The following is an 18,133-nucleotide window of genomic DNA, read 5'->3' as shown; positions in this document are numbered from 1 at the left end:
ATGAATCGGATACGGCGGTGGGCCGACTCAGCCGGGGTACGCGGGCGCCGACTCGCCCGTGCGCTTCTCAACCGCCCTCGTCCAGGCGTCGTCCGTGGTCGGGGTGCGCCACAGCCCGTCCGCCGCGATCGTCAGCAGCGGCAGCGAGGGGCCGGCGGCGATGGCATCAGGCGGACCGGGGAGACCGGTGGTGGGGATCAGCCTCGGATCCGTCGCGCCACTGACGTCGACGGAGTAGAGGCTGCTGTCCTGGCCGCTGGTGTGTGTCAGCGCGACGACGCTGAGCGAGTCCGACCAACTCGCGTCGATGACAGGATCGTCGCCGACGTTCATCTGCCGGGCCAGGTCGATCCGGGTCTGTCCGCCGCCCCGGATGACCACACCGATCCAGAGCCTCTCCTTGCCCTTGGCGCCGCCGACGATCGCCACCCGCGAGCCGTCCCGGGACAGCGCCAGCGTGCGGATGTTGCCGATCTGGTCGAGCCTGGTCACGTCGACGCGGGCGGCCCCCCCGCTCAGCGGAACCAGCAGCACGTCCCGGCCGTCCTTGACGGTCCAGACCTCCCGTGTGCCGGGACCCCACGTCGGTCTGGTCAGCGACTTGCCGATCACGGTCGTCGGATGCAAGGAACCGGCGTCGCCCACGTAGAGCACCTCGCCACCGGACGTCTTCCGGACGATGGCCAACGAACGCTGGTCGACCGACACACCTACGGAAAGTGCATCGAACGTGCTGCGTCCGGCCGCACCGGAAATCGGCTTGTCCGCCGTGGTCCACACTGCGCCGCCGCGGATGTAGTACCCGATGGCGGCGGCGCTCAGGCCGTCCGGGTTGAAGGACCGCCAGTCGCTGAGTTGTTGCATGGTCCGGCCGGGCGCATTCCGCGGGGCCAGCAGCCGGCCGTCGGAATACACCTCGACACCGCCGACCCCTACCTGGTCGAGCGTCCAGACCAGTTGCGCGAAGCCGCCGGCGGTCAACGTGTCGGCCTGATCGTCCAGGCCCGTCAGGTAGACCTTGACCCGGTCGCTCTCCTGCTCGATGTTGTTCTTCAGGACGATGCCGGCCAGGTCGGACAGGACCGCCGACTGGAGCCACTGCGAGGGACCTCGCTCGATCGCGGTCACGAGCAGGCTCGGCAGGGTGTCCTGGGCCGCGGCGTACCAGCGGACGTCGGGGACGACGTGGGTGCGGGTCGAGTCGAGGAAGTAGATCTCGTAGGGGCGGTAGGCGACGTCGAAGGTCGCCGACTCGATGAGGAGCCCGGGCGGTGGGTTGTCGATCCGCCAGTTCCCGTTGACCTTCTTCAGCCGGAAGGAGTATGGGTACGGAGCGGTGCCCGGGACGTACGAGCCGGCGTCGTCCAGGCGCCCCTGCTGCTGGGCGGTCATCAGGACCGCGCCGCCGTTGCGGGTGTCGAGATACGGCGCGTCCTCGAGGATCGAGGCGCCGCTCCCGTCCTTCCAGCCGGCGTTGGCGACGCTAGTGAGATACGCCCGGGCTCGCGCGTGGTTCCGGTCGAAGCTGCCGCTCGCCCGCAGGAAGTCGCGGACGATGTCCTCGGGCGTCTCGCCCTGCCGCGGCACGATCTCGTCGTAGCGGGGATCGTCATCGACAGTCGGCGAGGCCGCGGGCACCGACTCGGCGATGACCTGCGGCCGGGAAGAACTCGGGATGCTCGCGCAGCCGGTGCTGACCAGCATCGCTGCGACGAGGGTCAGCAGCGCGGCGCCGGCGCGGCGACCGGCGAGGTGCCGGCTCATGCCGGCCACGGCGCGATGATCCGCCGGCCGGGGCCGGTGGGGCGGGTGACGTCGGCCGGCTCGATGGGCAGCGGCGAGGCGACGACCTTCTCGCCGCTGTGCACCGGCAGCGTGAGGCGGAACTGCGCACCGTGTCCCGGACGTCCCCAGGCGTGCAGCCAGCCGCCGTGCAGCCGCGCGTCCTCCAGGCTGATCGAGAGGCCGAGGCCGGTGCCACCGGTACGCCGGTCCCGGGACGGGTCGGCCCGCCAGAACCGGTCGAAGACCAGCGCGGCCTCGCCCGGCCGCAGCCCCACGCCGTGGTCCCGCACGGTCACCGCCACCGCCTGTCCGTCCCCACGCAGCGCCACTTCGACCGACCCGCCCTCGCCGTGCTCGACGGCGTTGACCAGGAGGTTGCGCAGGATCCGCTCGACCCGCCGGCCGTCCACGTCCGCGACCACAGGACCGTCGGGCATGTCGACGTGGACCTGGACCGACGCGCGCTCGGCGACAGCGGCCACCGCGTCGACCGAGCTGCGGACCAGGCCGCGCAGGTCGATCGGATCAGGTTCGAGGACGGCGACGTGCGCGTCGTACCGGCTGATCTCCAACAGGTCGGCCAGCAGCGACTCGAATCGGTCGAGCTCGGCCTGCAGCAGCTCGGCCGAACGGGCGACGTGCGGCTCGAAATCGGACCGCGCCGCGTGCAACAGGTCGGTGGCCATCCGGATCGTCGTGAGGGGGGTGCGTAGCTCGTGAGACACGTCGCTGGTGAAGCGGCGCTGCAGCCGCGACATCTCCTCCAGCTTGGTGATCTGGCCCTGAAGGCTGTCCGCCATGTCGTTGAATGCCGCTGCCAACGCCGCCAGGTCGTCCTCGCCACGCACCTGCATCCGCTCGCGCAGCCGGCCGGAAGCGAACTGCTCGGCGACCTCGGCGGCGACCCGGACCGGCCGGACAACCTGGCGGGTCACCATCAACGCGACCGCGGCGAGCAACACGACCAGCAGGATCCCGGTCAGCAGCACGGTGTTGCGGACCAGCGTGAGCGTCCGCTGCTCGGCCTCGAGCGGGAACAGGTAGTAGAGCTGCACCGAGTCGGGCTGCCGGGTCACCGGCGCCCCGACGACGAGCCCCTTGGTGAAGGTGCCGTCGCCGGCCTGCACCGGCGAGTACATGTCGGCGAAGCGACCCTGCTCGACCTGCTGACGCAGGTCCTCGGGTATGTCGCCGGCCGAGGCGAAGCCAGAGACGTACGGCGGGGAGCTCTTCGAGATCACGACGATGGAGAAGAGGCCGGCGGCGGCACCGCGGCTGGCGACCGAGCTGCGGACCGCTTCGCCGGAGCGGTCGAGGCTGCGGCTGTCCTGCGGCGCCGAGGCGGCCAGCTGCCCCTGCGCCACCCGCACGCCGTTGGCGACCTCGGCGTGGGCGGCCTTCCGCTTGCCGTCGAGGACGCCGGCGCTGATGGCGCCGACCGAGAGGATGCCGACGACGACCACCACGAAGCCGGACAGCAGCACTGTCGTCGCGGCCACCCGGAGCTGGAGCGACCGGCGCCAGCGCTCGACCGCCCAGCGAACCCAGTTGGCGACCGTGTAGCGGGTGGCGATCCACGCCCGCCGGAGCCGCGATGCCGGTCGGTCCGCATCGGGATCGCCGAGCACGTCGATCCGCGGCGGTCGGGCCGCCGTCGTACCACCGAGAGCCGAGAGGGAGCGCACGATCGACAGGGCGGCCTCGAGCGGAACCGTCCGGCCAGATGGCCTGGACGCCCCAGGTGGTTGTGGAGGCACCGGGTCGGCGTCCGCCCGCGGCTCCACGGTCATGGCGGGCCGGCTTTGTACCCGACGCCCCGGACGGTGAGCACGATCTCCGGGTGCTCGGGGTCGCGCTCGACCTTCGACCGCAGCCGCTGGACGTGCACGTTGACCAGCCGGGTATCGGCCGCGTGCCGATATCCCCACACCTGCTCGAGCAGCACCTCGCGGGTGAAGACCTGGCGCGGCTTACGGGCCAGCGCCACCAGCAGATCGAACTCGAGCGGCGTCAGCGGGATCGGGACGCCGGCCCGGGACACCGAGTGGCCGGGAACGTCGATCGCCACGTCCCCGATCGCGAGCGACTCGGCTGGCGGCTCGTCGGTCCGGCGCAGCCGGGCCCGCATCCGGGCGACCAGTTCCTTCGGCTTGAAGGGTTTGACGACGTAGTCGTCCGCCCCCGACTCCAGGCCCAGCACGATGTCGACAGTGTCACTCTTGGCGGTGAGCATGATGATCGGTACACCGGACTCGGCCCGGATGAGCTTGCAGACGTCGATGCCGCTCAGCCCGGGCAGCATCAGGTCGAGCAGTACCACGTCCGGCTTGACGTCCCGGAACGAGTTCAGGGCACGGCCACCGTCCGCGACGAAGGCGGGGTCGAAACCCTCACCGCGCAGAACGATGCCGAGCATTTCTGCGAGAGCTGGGTCGTCATCGACGACCAGAACGCGTCCCTTCACACCTACATGTTGTCACCCGACCGCCCGGGTGTGTCGGACTACACCGCAGCGGGGTGCCCACGGGCTGCCTACGGAGGTCAGCGGCAGCGTGACACCATGGTCCGACCGGCGCCCAGGCGCACCGACCGGCACGGGAGGCGGAAGAGCGCCGATGAGCCAGGAGCAGGGCCTGGACGGTGCCGTCCACGGCCCGGATTCGGCGTCGCCGGCACCCTGGTCGGCGCCCGACACCAGCGGCGCACCCGGGGCAGCACCAGGCGGATTCCGGCCTTCGCCCGGTTCGGTGCAGGCACCCGAACCGATCTATCGCGCCCAGTCCGACGCCATCCCGCTGCGGCCGCTCAGTATCGGCGACATCCTCGACGGGACTTTCACCACGATCCGCCGCAACCCGCGGGCGACGGTGGGGCTGGCAGCGCTGCTGGTGACCGTCCAGCAACTCCTGTCGCTGGTGGTCGAACTGGTGACCAACGGGCTGCCCACCTTCGGCAGCTTCGAGGACCAGGCCCTCTCCATCCAGGCGATCGGCGGGTTCGGCGGGATCGTCGGCACGCTGCTGGCTGCGGTCGTCGGGGCGGTGCTCACCGGGATGCTGGTGGTCGTCGTCTCCGAGGACGTCCTCGGCCGGAGCGTGAGCGCGGCGGACGTCTGGCGCCGGATCCGGCGGCGGGTAGGCGCGCTGGTCGTGGCCGCCGCGATCGCCGGGATCCTGCCGTACGTCGGGCTGATCGTCCTCCTGGTGCCTGGCTTGATCCTCTGGGCCGCGTGGGCGCTCACCACGCCGGCCCTGGTGCTCGAAGGCATCGGCCCGTTCGCGGCGCTGGGCCGGTCCTGGCGGCTGGCCTGGCCGAGTCTCATCCGGGTGTGGTGGGTCAGGACGCTGTCGGTCCTGATCGGCTTCCTGATGAACTTCCTCATCGCGGTGCCGTTCGAGATCGCCGGCGCCATCGTCGTGTTCGCCACCGGGGCGGACGACGACGACCAGCCCGTCGTGACGGTCGTGGTGCTCGCGCTGACGGTGATCGGCGGGATCGTCGCCGGGATGATCACCGCGCCGTTCCTGGCCGGTGTCCTCGCGCTGCTCTACATCGACCGCCGGATGCGCGCGGAAGGGCTCGACCTGGTGCTGCGCCGGCAGGAGCGCATGGTGGCAGCGCGCCGGCCCGCGCCGGGTGGTGCGCCGTGAGCTGGGCGGGGATCGCCGCGCAGGTCGCCGCCGCCGCGCCGGTCGGCCGTGACGAGGCCCGGCGAGCAGCCGAGCGGGAGCTGTCGAAGGGCATCTACCACCAGAACGAGCCCGGGCCGATCGACCGCGCGATCAACGCGGTGATCGACTGGATCTCGCGGCTGCTGGATCGGATCACCGGCGCGACCCCGGGCGGTTCCCTCGGGCTCCTCGTCCTGCTGGTGATCGTGGTCGCCGTCGCGGCGATCGTGATCTGGCGGACGGGACCCGTACGGCGCGGCGTCCGAGCGGGGTCCTCTCTCGTGGAGCTGTCCGGGCATCTGGATGCGGCCGAGCACCGGCGGCGGGCCGACGAACACGCGGCCGCCGGCCGGTTCGCCGAGGCTGTCCGGGAACGGATGCGCGCGATCGTCCGCGAGCTGGAGACGCGAGGAGTCCTCGAACCGCGACCCGGCCGGACGGCGGACGAGGTCGCCCGCGAGGCCGGCACGGCGGTGCCCGCCATCGCCACCGACCTCCGCACGGCGACGACCGTCTTCGACGAGATCTGGTACGGGGGGCGCGCGGCGACCGCGCAGGCTGACGCGCTGGTCCGGCAGGCCGACGACCGGATCCGGGACGCGCACCTGGTCGTCACCACCAGCTCCGCACCGGCCGTGGCCGGCTACCAGGCGCCGCGATGAGCATCCAGGAAGCGCCGCCACCGGCGATCGAGGACCGACCCGTCGAGGAAGAGTCCGCGGGCGGCGCCGCGCCGACCGTCACGGGCGCGTCGACCCGGACGCTGTGGCGGCGGTACCGGGTGGTGGTCGTGGTCGCCGCCGTGATCATCATCGTCGCGACCGCTGTCGCCCTGGCGCAGTCGCGTGGCGCCGGCGGGCGCCTCGATCCGGAGGCCGCCGGTCCGGACGGCGGCCGGGCGCTGGCGACGCTGCTCGGCGACCGCGGCGTACAGGTGCGACGGGTGACCGATCCGGACGCGGCCGCGACTGATCTCGGTTCTGGTGACGCCGTGTTCGTCGGCATTCCGGGCCAGCTGACCGACAGCACGGCGCGGGTGCTCGGTGACGCCTCGCAGGGGACCGTCGTCCTGGTGAGCCCCTCCACCGACGTGCTCGACACGATCGCCGGCGGGATCCGGACGTCCTCGTTCGAGACGACGGACGTCCGGTCGCCCGGATGCGACGACGCGGCCGCGACGGCGGCGGGAGACGCGCTGATCGGCGGGCGTACGTACGAGTCGGAGACCGGCACCCGCTGCTACGGCGACGCGGACGCGGCGCCGATGGTCGTCGCGGCGACCCGTGGTGGTGCGCGGCTGGTCGTGCTCGGGACCGGCGAGATGCTCACCAACGACCGGCTGGACGAGGACGGAAACGCCGCGCTCGGGCTGAACCTCCTCGGCGGTGACGGCAGCGCGAACCAGCTGCGTTGGCTGGTCCCGTCGCCGGGCGCGTCGTCGGACGGGGAGTCGACGTCGTCGATTCTCCCGGACTGGGTCCTGCCGGCCCTGCTGGAACTGGCGTTCGCGGGGTTGCTGCTCGCGCTCTGGCGCGGACGTCGGCTCGGGCCGCCGGTGGTCGAGCCGCTGCCGGTCGTGGTTCGAGCCGCGGAAGCGGTCGAAGGCCGATCCCGGTTGTACCGCCGGGCGCAAGCACGAGACCGGGCCGCTGATGCGCTGCGCTCGGGCGCGCTGGCGCGGATGGTGCCGCGGCTCGGCATCGACGCCCCGACCGGTGCGGAACCCCCGCCTGGAGCCGTGGTGGCCGCGGTCGCTTCGCGGTCGGGCCAGCCGGATGCCGCCGTCTTCGCCACCCTGTTCGGACCGCCGCCGGTGGACGACGCCGGGCTGGTGGCGCTCGCCGACTCACTCGACTCGATAGTTCGCGACACGCTCGACCCGGAGGGACCGCACCAGTGAGCCAGCAGCCGACCTCAGGCCACGACGCCTCGCCCGACCCGTTCCGGGTCGGACAGGCGACGCCCGCGACCGGCGCGACACCGGCGGACGGAAACGGCAGTGCCGCGGCCGGCGGAACGGGGTGGTCGACGGGCGGGACGCCGTTGGGTGGGACGACGACGGGGAGAGAGACGAGCAACGGCGGACAGTACGGCGGGACGAATCCGGGAGATGGGTCCGGTTCGCCCCAGACCGGGTCGGTGCCGGCGGCCGCGTCCGGCTCCGGCCCGAGCGCAGGCCGCGGTGGGGAGGCGGACGGACGGGGTGCGTACGGCGACGGCGCCGCGCCGCCCGCAGGCACGGGCGGGTACGGAGGTACGACGCAGCCCCCGGCCACGGGTGGCGCGTCGGCCCGGCCTCCGGCGACCGGCGGTGCCGCGGCGCCACCGGCCGCCGGTCCGTACGGCGGCGCGCAGCCCCCGACCACCGGTGGTGCTGGCGCGCCCTCGGCTGGCGGTGCGCACGGCGGAGCGCAGCCCCCGACCACCGGTGGTGCTGCGGCGCCCCCGGCTCCCGGCGGGTACGGCGGCACACGGCCCTCGACCACCGGCGGTGCTGCTGCGCCCTCGGGCGTCGGTGGGCATGGCGGCGCGCAGCCCCCGACCGCCGACGGGTACGGCGGCGCGACCCAGCCCCCGTCGTACAGCGGATCCACGGCGGGACAGCCGGCGGGAGCGCAGGGCGGGTACGGCGGCACCTCCGGCGCTGCGGCCGCGGACAGCGAGCGGGCGCGGGCGGCGCTGAACCGGTTGCGGGCCGAGGTCGGGAAGGTCGTCGTCGGTCAGGACGCCGCCGTGACCGGCCTGGTGATCGCGCTGCTCTGCCGCGGGCACGTGCTGCTCGAGGGCGTACCGGGGGTCGCGAAGACGCTGATGGTGCGGGCGCTGTCGGCGTCGCTGGCGCTGGAGACCAAGCGGCTGCAGTTCACCCCGGATCTCATGCCCGGCGACGTGACCGGCTCGCTCATCTACGACGCCCGGACGGCCGAGTTCTCGTTCCGGCCCGGACCGGTGTTCACCAACCTGCTGCTGGCGGACGAGATCAACCGGACGCCGCCGAAGACCCAGGCTTCGCTCCTGGAGGCGATGGAGGAGCGGCAGGTCTCGGTCGAGGGTGAGCCGCGGATGCTGCCGGACCCGTTCGTGGTGGTCGCGACCCAGAACCCGATCGAGTACGAGGGCACCTATCCCCTGCCCGAGGCCCAGCTGGACCGGTTCCTGCTCAAGCTGACCGTTCCGCTGCCGTCCCGGGACGAGGAGTTCCGAGTGCTCAACAACCACCACCGCGGGTTCGACCCGCGCGACCTGCGGGCCGCCGGTGTGACCAAGGTGGCCGATGCCGCCGACCTCGCCGCGGGCCGGGCAGCGGTCCGGGGAGTGCAGGCGGCGGCCGAGGTGCTGGCGTACGTGGTGGATCTCTGCCGGGCCACCCGCCAGTCCCCATCCCTGTCGCTCGGGGCGTCGCCGCGCGGCGCGACCGGGCTGCTGTCGACCGCGAAGGCGTGGGCCTGGCTGTCCGGGCGGGACTACGTGACCCCCGACGACGTCAAGGCGCTCGCCCGCCCGACGCTGCGGCACCGGGTCGCGGTCCGGCCCGAGGCCGAACTCGAGGGCGTCACTGCGGACGGCGTGCTGGACAGCGTGCTCGCCTCGGTGCCGGCGCCCCGGTAGCGAACCGGTCATGGCCATCACCGGACGCACGGCGCTCGTCGCCGCCCTGGCCGCGCTGCTCGCGCCGGTCGGGACGGTGTGGGTGCTCGCCGTCGTGGCGCTGCTGCTCGTCGGCATCGCGGTCGACGTGGCGCTGGCCGGACGCATCGCCGACCTGCAGCTGGAACGCACCGGCGCCACCAGCACCCGGCTCGGCCAGCCGGTCGAGGTCACGCTGCTGGTCACCAACGGCGGCCGGCGGCGGGTCCGCGGACTGGTGCGGGACGCCTGGCTGCCGTCGGCCGGAGCGTCCCCACGGACGCAGCGGGTCGACATCCCGCCGGGCGAGCGGCGCCGGCTGGTCAGCACCCTCACCCCGACCCGCCGCGGAGACCGGACCGCCGCGCACGTCACCGTCCGGTCAGTCGGCCCGCTCGGGCTGGCCGGCCGGCAGCGGCGGCACCGGGTGCCCTGGTCGGTTCGCGTGCTGCCGCCGTTCGCGTCCCGGAAGTTCCTGCCCGAGAAGCTGGCGAAGCTCCGCGAGCTCGACGGCGCGGTCGCGCTGAACCGCCGCGGGCAGGGGACCGAGTTCGACTCGCTGCGGGAGTACGTCGACGGCGACGACGTCCGCTCCATCGACTGGCGGGCGACAGCACGACGCGGTGACGTCGTCGTACGCACCTGGCGACCGGAGCGGGACCGGCGGCTGGTCTGCGTGCTCGACACCGGGCGTACGTCGGCGGCGCGGGTCGGGGACACGCCGCGACTTGATGCCGCGCTCGATGCCTGCTTGTTGCTCGCGGCGGTGGCCGCGCGGGCGGGAGACCGGGTCGACCTGCTCGCCGCCGACTCGGTGGTCCGCGCGTCGGTGGAAGGCGCCTCCCGCAACGAGGTGCTGCCGAGGCTGGTGCAGGCGATGGCGCCGCTGGAGCCCGCGCTGGTCGAGTCCGACGCCCGGCTCATCGTGGCCGAGGTGCTGCGGCGGGAGCGGAAGCGCGCTCTGGTCGTGCTGTTCACCTCTCTCGACGCCGAGCCGATCGAGCAGGGGCTGCTGCCGGTGCTCGCCGGGCTCACCGCCCGGCACACGGTCGTGCTCGCCGCGGTCGGCGACCCGCGGGTGGCGGAACTGGCCGGGCGACGCGGCGACACCGAGGCCGTGTACGACGCGGCCGCCGCGGAACGGACCCTGGCCGAGCGGCGGCGGGTGATCAGCCGGCTGCGGCGGCGCGGGGTGCTGCTGGTCGACGCGCCGGCGGATACGTTCGCCTCCGCCGTCGCCGACGAGTACCTGGCCCTCAAAGCGGCCGGCCGCCTCTGAACCAAGGGCGAGCCAGGAACGCGTCACGGGTCAGAGGCGGGTGGCGAGGACGGTCGGCAGCGTGTGAGCGGCAGCGGCACGGGCGACGCCGGTTGCGCAGGTGTCCGGGTCGCCGAGCGACGTGTCGACCTCGACGTCGTACGCGGCGTAGGCGTGCACCGACTCGAACTGGGCCCGGGCCTGGCCGAGCGTCCGGTCACCGCGCGCCGCCTCCCGGCGGACGATCTCCTCCAGCGGGCACCGCACCCCCACCGACAACACCGGGAACCCGTCCAATGCGACGGCCAGGTCCGAGACCCACGACGGCGACAGCAGCACATGGTCGACGACCACGTCGAAGCCCTGGCCCGCGAGCGCCGCGACCGAACGGTGCAGCCCCGCGATGAGCCGGTCCCCCAGCGGGCCGGCGGTGATCCGCAGCGAGTCACCCGAACCGGTGTAGACGAAGACCTCGTGCCAGCCCGGCGGGTTCAGCCACCGGCCGGGCAGCGCGAACACCACGGTGTCCATCCCGACGGCCAGCAACGGTCCGTCCCAGCGTCGCTGCAACGCCTTCGCCAGGCTGGTCTTCCCGGCCGAGGACGTGCCGTTCAGGACGATGATCAAGAGACCGGAACGATGATCATGAGACCGGCGCGACGTCCTCACGCAGGCCCAGACCGAGGTCCCCGGTCTCGCCCGCCAGCGCCGCCCGCCGGCCGTAGCGGAAGACATAGGTGAAGAACGCCGCCTCGGCCAGTACCCCGATCCCGATCCGGGCCCAGGTCGGCAGCGGCGACGGCGTCACGAACGCCTCGATCGCCCCGCTGACCAGCAGCACCCCGACCAGTCCGATCGCGACCGTGATCGCCTCCCGGCCGGCCGCGGCCAGCGACTGCGCCCGCGGCAGTCGCCCGGGGTCGACCCAGGCCCAGCCCAGCCGCAGCCCCGCCCCGGCAGCGACGAAGACCGCGGTCAGCTCCAGGATCCCGTGCGGGCTGATCAGGCCGAAGAACACGTCCGCGCGGCCGCTGCCGATCATGAGGCCGCCGGTCAGCCCGACGTTCGCCGCGTTCTGCAACAGGATGAAGACCGAGCCGACCAGCGTGATGCCGAGCACCAGTGTGCCGCCGGCGACCAGCGCGTTGTTGGTCCAGACCTGGAAGGCGAAGGACTGCGCCGGGTGCTCCGAGTAGTACGTCGCGAAGTCGCTGTTCACCAGTTGCTGGATCTGGTCCGGTGTCGCGATCCGGTTCCACAGCTCCGGGTGCGACGCGACCCAGCCCATCAGCGCGAACGAGATCGCCGAGAACACCGTGGCCACGCTGCACCACCAGGGCCACGCCCGGTAGACGGTGACCGGGAACGTGACCGCGACGAACCGCCGGACCTCCGACCAGGCCGGCGCGGACCCGCCGGCGACCGCGCTGCGACCCCGGGCGACCAGCGAGGACAGCCGCCCGACCAGGGCCGGGTCGGGCGAGCGGGTGCGGACGAGGGACAGGTGCGTCGCGGTCCGCTGGTAGAGCATGACCAGCTCGTCGGCCTCGGCACCGGTCAGCCGCCGCCGCGACACCAGCTCCTCGAGCCGGCGCCACTCCCCCGAATGCCGGGCGACGAACGCGTCGATGTCCACGGCCGAAGACTATGCGGGAGGATGTACGCGTGTCCGACGTGGTGACCGGTGAAGCTGTCGCGCTCGACCTCCGCCTGGCCCAGCTGCCGTCGCGGTTGACCGCCGCGGTGCTGGACCTCGCGGTGATGGCCGCCGCGTACGGGGTGATCCTCGTGATCATGTTCCAGGCCGGCCTGTCCGGCGCCGACGACGCCCTGCTGGGCGGCGTCGCCGTCTCGCTGCTCGTGCTCGTCTTCCTCGTCTACCCGGTCGCGATGGAGACGCTCACCCGCGGCCGCTCGCTGGGCAAGATGGCGCTCGGGCTGCGGGTCGTGCGCGACGACGGCGGCCCGATCACGTTCCGGCAGGCGCTGGTCCGCGGTCTGGTCGGGCTGGCGCTGGAGCGGCCCGGGATCTTCCTCGGCACGATCGGACCGGCGGTCGGCATGGTCGTCGCGATGTTCTCCAGCCGCGGCAAGCGGCTCGGCGACATGGCCGCCGGAACCGTCGTGCTGCAGGAGCGGGTGCCGACGCGTCCACTGTGGACACCGGTGATGCCGCCGCCGCTGGCCGCGTGGGCCCCGACGCTGGACCTGGCCGGGTTCGACGACGCGCTGGCGCTGTCGGTGCGGCAGTTCCTGGACCGGGCCGGGGAGCTGGTGCCGATGGCGCGGGAGGCGCTGGCGGCCGAACTGGTCGACGAGGTGCGCTCGCGGACCACGCCCGACCCGCCGCCGGGCACGCCCGGCTGGGCCTACCTGACCGCGATCCTGGCCGAGCGGCGGCGCCGCGAGGAGGACCGGGCGCTGCGGGCGGCTGGCCGTCCGGGGCTGCCGCCGGGCTGGTATCCGGGCTGGCCGATGCCGAGCGGCGGGTACGCCGGCGGCCCCGGTCCGTACGGGGCGCCGGGTCCGGGGCAGGCGGCTCCGTACGGCGCCGGTCAACCCGGGCCGTACGTGCCGCCCTCCCTCTACGACAGGCAACCGCCGCGGTAGCTCAGCTCCCGGTCTCCCAGGAGATGAGGTACTCGGCCTGCGCGGGGGTCAGCTCGTCGAGGCTGATGCGCATCGACGCCAGCTTCAGCCGGGCGACCTCCTTGTCGATCTCCTCCGGCACGTCCAGGACGCCCGGGGCCAGGGAGGCGGCGTTGGCGGCCAGCCACTCCGCGGTCAGGGCCTGGTCGGAGAAGGACATGTCCATCACCGCGGCCGGGTGCCCCTCGGCGGCGCCGAGGTTGACCAGCCGGCCCTCGGCCAGCAGCAGCAGCCGCCGCCCGTCGGCCATGACGTACTCGTCGGTCTGGTGGCGGACCTTGGAGTTCTTCGAGGCGGCGTTGTCCTCGAGCCACTTGACGTCGATCTCGATGTCGAAGTGCCCGGAGTTGCAGAAGATCGCGCCGTCCTTCATCACCTCGAAGTGCTCGGACCGCAGGACGTCGCGGTTGCCGGTCACGGTGATGAACACGTCGCCGAGGCGGGCGGCCTCGGCCATCGGCATGACGCGGAAGCCCTCCATGGTCGCGTCCAGCGCCTTGGTCGGGTCGATCTCGGTGACGATGACGTTCGCGCCCATGCCCTTGGCCCGGCTGGACACGCCCTTGCCGCAGTAGCCGTACCCGGCGACGACGACGGTCTTGCCGGCCAGCAGCGTGTTCGTGGACCGGAAGATGGCGTCCAAAGTGGACTGTCCGGTGCCGTACTTGTTGTCGAACATGTGCTTGGTGTCGGTGTCGTTCACCGCGACCATCGGGAACTTCAGCGCGTTGCCGGCAGCCATCGCGCGCAGCCGGATCACGCCGGTGGTGGTCTCCTCGCAGCCGGCCTTCACCGTCTCCAGCAGCTCCTTGCGGGAGGTGTGGACGGTGTTGACCAGGTCGCAGCCGTCGTCGAAGACGAAGTCGGGGCGGCTGTCGAGCGCGGCGTTGATGTGCTCGTAGTAGCCCCTGTTGTTCACGGCGTTGCGGGCGAAGACGCTGATGCCGTACTCGGCGACCAGCGCGGCGGCGGTGTCGTCCTGAGTGGACAGTGGATTGGACGCGCAGAGCGCCAGCTCGGCACCACCGGCCTTGAGGGCCCGCATGAGGTTCGCGGTCTCGGTGGTGACGTGCATGCACGCGGCGAGCGTGACGCCCTCGAACGGGCGCTCCTTCTCGAACCGCGCACGGATCTGGCGCAGCACCGGCATCGAGCGCTCCGCCCACTCGATGCGCGCCTTGCCCTGGGCCGCCAGCGACAGGTCAGTGACGTCGTGTTTCGGGTAGTCGGTCATGTCTGTGACGCTAACTCCGGATCAGCGAGGTGCCCCCGTTCTTGACAGCACAATGTCAAGAAGGTTCATTGGAGGGGTGTTGAGCATCACCGCTGCGGCACAGCAGCTCCGGACGACACCCCGCATGCTGCGCTATCGGGAGGCGCTCGGGCTGCTCCCCGCGCACCGGTCCCCCGGCACCCACCGCCGGTACGACCAGGAGGCGATGCGGGCGGCGGCGTACGCGATCACGCTCGAGCAGTCGTACGACGTGACCCCGTCCGCGCTGGCCTTCGCGCTGCGGGCGATCACCGACCCGGTGGTCAACGCCGACGTGCGCCGGCTGTCCGAACTGACCGGTCCCGGCCGGTCGTCGCTGGCCGCGCTCGACTTCGACCAGGAGAAGGCGCGGCGACTGCTGCTGTCGCGGAATTCGATCTTGCCCCGGGCTTGAACCTTGGCCCGGCGGGCGCGAGAGTATGCCGGACACCCGGGACTTCCCGGCCCTTCCCCGACCGCGACGGGAGCGACGTGCAGGAACGCCTGAGCGACGTGCTCGGCTCGGCCGCCGACGATCCCGCCGGGGTGGTCGGATCCGACGACGAGGCGTTCGAACAGGTACGGCAGCGGGTGCAGGCGCTGATCAGCGCGGCCCGGACGCTGTCGGACACCTGCGCCGACCTCGCCGACGCGCTGCGGCCGGTGCCGGGGCACCTGCCCGAGGACCCGATGATCGCCGGGTTCGGGCGGTTGCGGGCCGAGCGCACGGCCGCGCTGCTGGACGAGGCGGCGTCGGCGGCGCGGGGCACGCTCGGGCTGCTGCACTCGGCGTACGGGGCGCTGGACCGGGGGACGCGGGTCGGGCCGCCGGCACCGCGGTCGGGCGCGACGACGTGGCCGGACGCGTTCGTCGAGGTGCCGCCGCGGGCGTTCACCGTCGACGACGAGGCGGGTACGGCGGTGGCGCCGCGGCCGAGGGGTCGGCCGGGTGCTGCGCACACCGGCGCGGCGGATCCGCTGTCCGGAGCCGCGCCGGCCACGGACCCGCACGGAATCCCCGCACAGAGCGCTGTATTGCCGCCCCCGGCTGACACCGACCCCCACGGGATTCCGGCGCAGAGCGCGGCTCCGGCCGCCGCCGACACGGATGCGCACGGGATTCCGACGCAGAACGCTGTGGCGGCACCTGCGGCTGACACCGACGCCCACGGAGTCCCCGTCCAGAGCGCGCCTCCGGCCGCCGCCGACACAGATGCGCACGGGATTCCGGCGCAGAACGCTGTGGCACCTGTGGCTGACACCGACGCCCACGGAATCCCCGCACAGAGCGCGATGCCTCCGGCGTCCGCCGATACCGACGCCCACGGCCCCGCACAGAGCGCGTCTCCGTTCACCGCCGGCACGGATGCGCACGGGGCGCAGGGGGCTAGGCCGGAGCCCGCGGCGGACACGGGCGCCCACGGGATTCGCGCGCAGAGCGTGCCTATGGGCGCCTCCGACGCGGATGCGCGCGGAGTCCCGGCGCGGAGCGCCGTGTCGTCCCCGGCGAGCGACACCGACGCGCGGGGGGTTCCGGCGCCGAGCGCCGGCCCGCTGGCTTCCGCGGGTGCTCCGGACGTGGCATGGGTCGGGTCTGCTGACGAGATCGCGACTCTGGACGGTTCCACCCAGGCCGCGAGCACCGACGCGCCCGGGATCCCGGCGCAGGGCGCGGGAGTGCCGGGTGCTGCCGATCGACAGGACGCCGAGGTCGGGCTCGGGCTGGGGGCGCCGACGGCCGCGGAGGAGTCGGTCGAGGAGCTCGACGACGATCCGGCGGGTCTCGCCGACGAGGGTCCGGCGATGTTGGAGGACGTCGACGGTCTTGGCCTTGCGGCCGCCCAGCCGCCGGACGAACCGCTGGGCGAACCCGACCCGGAAGCCCTCGATGGCGCGGGCCTGCGCGCCTGGGCGACTCCCCTGCGGAGGCCCCGTCCGGTCCCGGCGACGGCAGACGACACGCGCTCCACAGGACCGGCCCGCCACGGAATCCCGGCGCCCGTGGCTGCTGGGAGGGGCGAGACAGCAGCGGCCCCGGAGACCGCAGGGTCAGGCGAGACGCCCGCGCCCGGGGTCGCCGAGCCCGAGCCGTCCGGACGGACGGCTGAGCAGTCCGAGGGCGAGGCGCGAGAAACCGCTGAGCCTCCTTCAGAGACCTCAGTTCACGGACAGACCTCCGCGATCCATGAAACGGCAGCGCCGCAAGAGATCTATGGGACCCCAGAGGTGCCTGCGCCTTGGGGGATCGCTGGAACCGAAGAAACCACTGCGCCGCAGGGGATCAGTGGGTTCGACGAGATCGCTGCTCCGCAGGGGATCTCCGAGACCGAAGAGACCGCCGCTCCGCAGGGAATCCGCGAAAGCGAAGGCGCCGCTACGCCCCGAGGTGTCGGCGGATCCGAAGAGATCCCTGCGCCGCAAGGGATCAGTGAGTTCGAAGAGACGCCTGCTCCGTGGGGAACCTCCGAGACCGAAGAGACCGCTGCTCCGGAGGAAATCCACGGGACCGAGGAGACGCCTGCGCCGCAAGGGATCGATGAGGTCGAAGAGGCCCCTGCTCTGTGGAGAACGCTCGAGACCGAAGAGACCGCGACGCCGCGAGAGATCGGCGGATCCGAGGACAGCCCTGCGCCGCAGGGGATCAGTGAGGTCGGAGAGGTCGCTGCTCCGCGGGGGAGTGCCGAGGCCGTGGAGGCGACAGAGCCCGTCGCGAGCATCGGGGAGCACGCGCGGGCCGACGAGCCGCAGGACGAGGCGGAGCCGGAGGTCGAGGACGCCCCGGCCGACCCGTACACGCCGGAGGATGTCGACGGCGAGGGACTGCGCGGCTGGGCCTCGCCGGCCAAGACCGCCGCGCTCGCCGGCTGGATCGTGGTCGACCCGGACGACGAGGACGACCCCGGCCACCCGATCCGTACGGTCGCGGCGGCCCAGGCGGCCGAGCGGCTGACGGTCCCGGTCGAGGACCCGGACGGCGCGGGCTGGCACGGCGACACCGTCTCGGCCGAGCCGCGTTCACTCAGCCTGGTCCCGCCGGTCCGTGAGGACGAGTCAGCCCCGATGACAGGAGAGGTCCGGATGCCGGCAGCCGCCGACCCGTGGGCCGCGGAACCGTCCGGCGAGTGGAGCGATCCGCTCACCGGTGCCGATCTCAGTGGCGCCGCCGCGTTCGCGCGGCCCGACCTTCCGGTCTGGACGGCCGAGCCGGTGCCGGGGGCGTCGGCTGCCGGGGACGGCGTCGCGGTGTATCCGATCGGTGCGCCCGAGCCCGCGCAGGCCGCGCGGCCGGTCCTGGAGGCGCCGCTGGACGAGCCGGCCGCCGCGGTGATCTCGCGGCAGGTCGAGGCCGCCCGCCGGCACCTGCAGGCCGCGCTGGTCGTCGCGAACGGGCCGTCCGCGCCGCAGCGGCTCGGCGCGTTGCTCACCGCGGTCGAGCAGGTGCTCACCGCCGTCACCGACCTGGCCCGGGAGACGCGCGGGCTGCTCGAGTCCGGCCTCGCCGACCGTACGTTCCCGGGTGAGGCACGCTTCCTCTGCAGCCCGCCCTGGGAGGGCGCGACCCTGGTCAGCCGCGACTCGTACGGCGACGACGTCGCGTCGCCGGCCGGGCTGGCCAGGCTGCTGCGGTCGCTGGGGTACGAAGCCCACTCGATCACCTCGGCCGGCGGCGTCGCCGGTGTCCAGATCCGATCGGCCCGGTATGCGATGCAGGTCGCGCTGGTCGAGCCGGCCGGCGGTGGGCGACAGCGCTGGAGCGGCGCGCTGGAGTGGGCCGACAGCACCGGCGCGAAGCGGACCTGGGCCGAGACGCTCGGTCCGGTGGAGCTGGAGGACGAGGAGCTCGCGCGCCGCGTCGACGAACTCGTCCGCCGCTCCGTCGGCTCGGTCTAG

At 73.3% G+C, this 18,133-nt stretch carries 14 protein-coding genes; 8 read left to right on the top strand and 6 right to left on the bottom strand.

Annotation, left to right across the window (positions count from 1 at the left end; all coding sequences use genetic code 11):
• Positions 1-27: 27 nt before the first annotated feature.
• The 3 genes from VGP36_19285 to mtrA all read right to left on the bottom strand — a co-directional run bounded on the left by VGP36_19285 (position 28) and on the right by mtrA (position 4,249).
• On the bottom strand, positions 28-1,764 hold the full coding sequence (locus VGP36_19285) for an LpqB family beta-propeller domain-containing protein (protein HEV7656859.1): 1,737 nt from the start codon (positions 1,762-1,764) through the stop codon (positions 28-30).
• Positions 1,761-3,470 (bottom strand): MtrAB system histidine kinase MtrB, encoded by a 1,710-nt coding sequence (gene mtrB, locus VGP36_19280; GenBank protein HEV7656858.1) that lies wholly within the window; start codon positions 3,468-3,470, stop codon positions 1,761-1,763. Before mtrB ends, VGP36_19285 begins: the two co-directional genes overlap by 4 nt.
• Positions 3,471-3,571: 101 nt before the next feature.
• Entirely contained in the window at positions 3,572-4,249 is a 678-nt protein-coding gene (gene mtrA, locus VGP36_19275) for an MtrAB system response regulator MtrA (protein ID HEV7656857.1), read from the bottom strand.
• Between the two features lie 283 nt (positions 4,250-4,532).
• Here mtrA and VGP36_19270 point away from each other — a divergent pair, with 283 nt between their 5' ends.
• The 5 genes from VGP36_19270 (at position 4,533) to VGP36_19250 (ending at position 10,362) form a co-directional block, all read left to right on the top strand.
• Positions 4,533-5,435: a hypothetical protein gene (locus VGP36_19270; protein HEV7656856.1), complete on the top strand. Its 903-nt coding sequence runs from the start codon at positions 4,533-4,535 to the stop codon at positions 5,433-5,435.
• Positions 5,432-6,118 (top strand): DUF4129 domain-containing protein, encoded by a 687-nt coding sequence (locus tag VGP36_19265; protein HEV7656855.1) that lies wholly within the window; start codon positions 5,432-5,434, stop codon positions 6,116-6,118. Before VGP36_19270 ends, VGP36_19265 begins: the two co-directional genes overlap by 4 nt.
• On the top strand, positions 6,115-7,356 hold the full coding sequence (locus VGP36_19260; GenBank protein HEV7656854.1) for a DUF4350 domain-containing protein: 1,242 nt from the start codon (positions 6,115-6,117) through the stop codon (positions 7,354-7,356). Before VGP36_19265 ends, VGP36_19260 begins: the two co-directional genes overlap by 4 nt.
• A gap of 779 nt (positions 7,357-8,135) precedes the next feature.
• Entirely contained in the window at positions 8,136-9,065 is a 930-nt protein-coding gene (locus VGP36_19255; GenBank protein HEV7656853.1) for a MoxR family ATPase, read from the top strand.
• Positions 9,066-9,075: 10 nt separating this feature from the next.
• Complete coding sequence (locus VGP36_19250) at positions 9,076-10,362, top strand: DUF58 domain-containing protein (protein HEV7656852.1); 1,287 nt, start codon at positions 9,076-9,078, stop codon at positions 10,360-10,362.
• A 30-nt stretch (positions 10,363-10,392) separates the two neighbouring features.
• Here VGP36_19250 and VGP36_19245 read toward each other — a convergent pair whose 3' ends face one another.
• Entirely contained in the window at positions 10,393-10,968 is a 576-nt protein-coding gene (locus tag VGP36_19245) for an AAA family ATPase (GenBank protein ID HEV7656851.1), read from the bottom strand.
• A 16-nt stretch (positions 10,969-10,984) separates the two neighbouring features.
• Positions 10,985-11,977, bottom strand: coding sequence for a stage II sporulation protein M (locus VGP36_19240; GenBank protein HEV7656850.1), 993 nt, complete (start codon positions 11,975-11,977; stop codon positions 10,985-10,987).
• A 29-nt stretch (positions 11,978-12,006) separates the two neighbouring features.
• Here VGP36_19240 and VGP36_19235 point away from each other — a divergent pair, with 29 nt between their 5' ends.
• Positions 12,007-12,951, top strand: coding sequence for an RDD family protein (locus VGP36_19235; GenBank protein ID HEV7656849.1), 945 nt, complete (start codon positions 12,007-12,009; stop codon positions 12,949-12,951).
• A 1-nt stretch (position 12,952) separates the two neighbouring features.
• Here VGP36_19235 and ahcY read toward each other — a convergent pair whose 3' ends face one another.
• Positions 12,953-14,224: an adenosylhomocysteinase gene (ahcY, locus tag VGP36_19230; GenBank protein ID HEV7656848.1), complete on the bottom strand. Its 1,272-nt coding sequence runs from the start codon at positions 14,222-14,224 to the stop codon at positions 12,953-12,955.
• Here ahcY and VGP36_19225 point away from each other — a divergent pair.
• Together VGP36_19225 and VGP36_19220 are read left to right on the top strand one after the other, a co-directional pair.
• Entirely contained in the window at positions 14,223-14,657 is a 435-nt protein-coding gene (locus VGP36_19225; GenBank protein ID HEV7656847.1) for a MerR family transcriptional regulator, read from the top strand. The two genes, ahcY and VGP36_19225, sit on opposite strands and share 2 nt — an antisense overlap.
• 2,273 nt (positions 14,658-16,930) lie before the next feature.
• Complete coding sequence (locus VGP36_19220; protein HEV7656846.1) at positions 16,931-18,133, top strand: hypothetical protein; 1,203 nt, start codon at positions 16,931-16,933, stop codon at positions 18,131-18,133.

It is taken from the genome of Mycobacteriales bacterium, from assembly GCA_035995165.1.
Classification (GTDB): Bacteria; Actinomycetota; Actinomycetes; order Mycobacteriales; family CADCTP01; genus CADCTP01.
Note: the sequence above shows the minus strand (reverse complement) of the source record. Positions and strands in the feature narration are given on the sequence as shown.

Coding starts and splice junctions, on each gene's coding strand:
- VGP36_19285 (HEV7656859.1), bottom strand. CDS start 1,764: ATGAGCCGGCACCTCGCCGGTCGCCGCGCCGGCGCCGCGCTGCTGACC.
- VGP36_19260 (HEV7656854.1), top strand. CDS start 6,115: ATGAGCATCCAGGAAGCGCCGCCACCGGCGATCGAGGACCGACCCGTC.
- VGP36_19250 (HEV7656852.1), top strand. CDS start 9,076: ATGGCCATCACCGGACGCACGGCGCTCGTCGCCGCCCTGGCCGCGCTG.
- VGP36_19225 (HEV7656847.1), top strand. CDS start 14,223: ATGTCTGTGACGCTAACTCCGGATCAGCGAGGTGCCCCCGTTCTTGAC.
- ahcY (HEV7656848.1), bottom strand. CDS start 14,224: ATGACCGACTACCCGAAACACGACGTCACTGACCTGTCGCTGGCGGCC.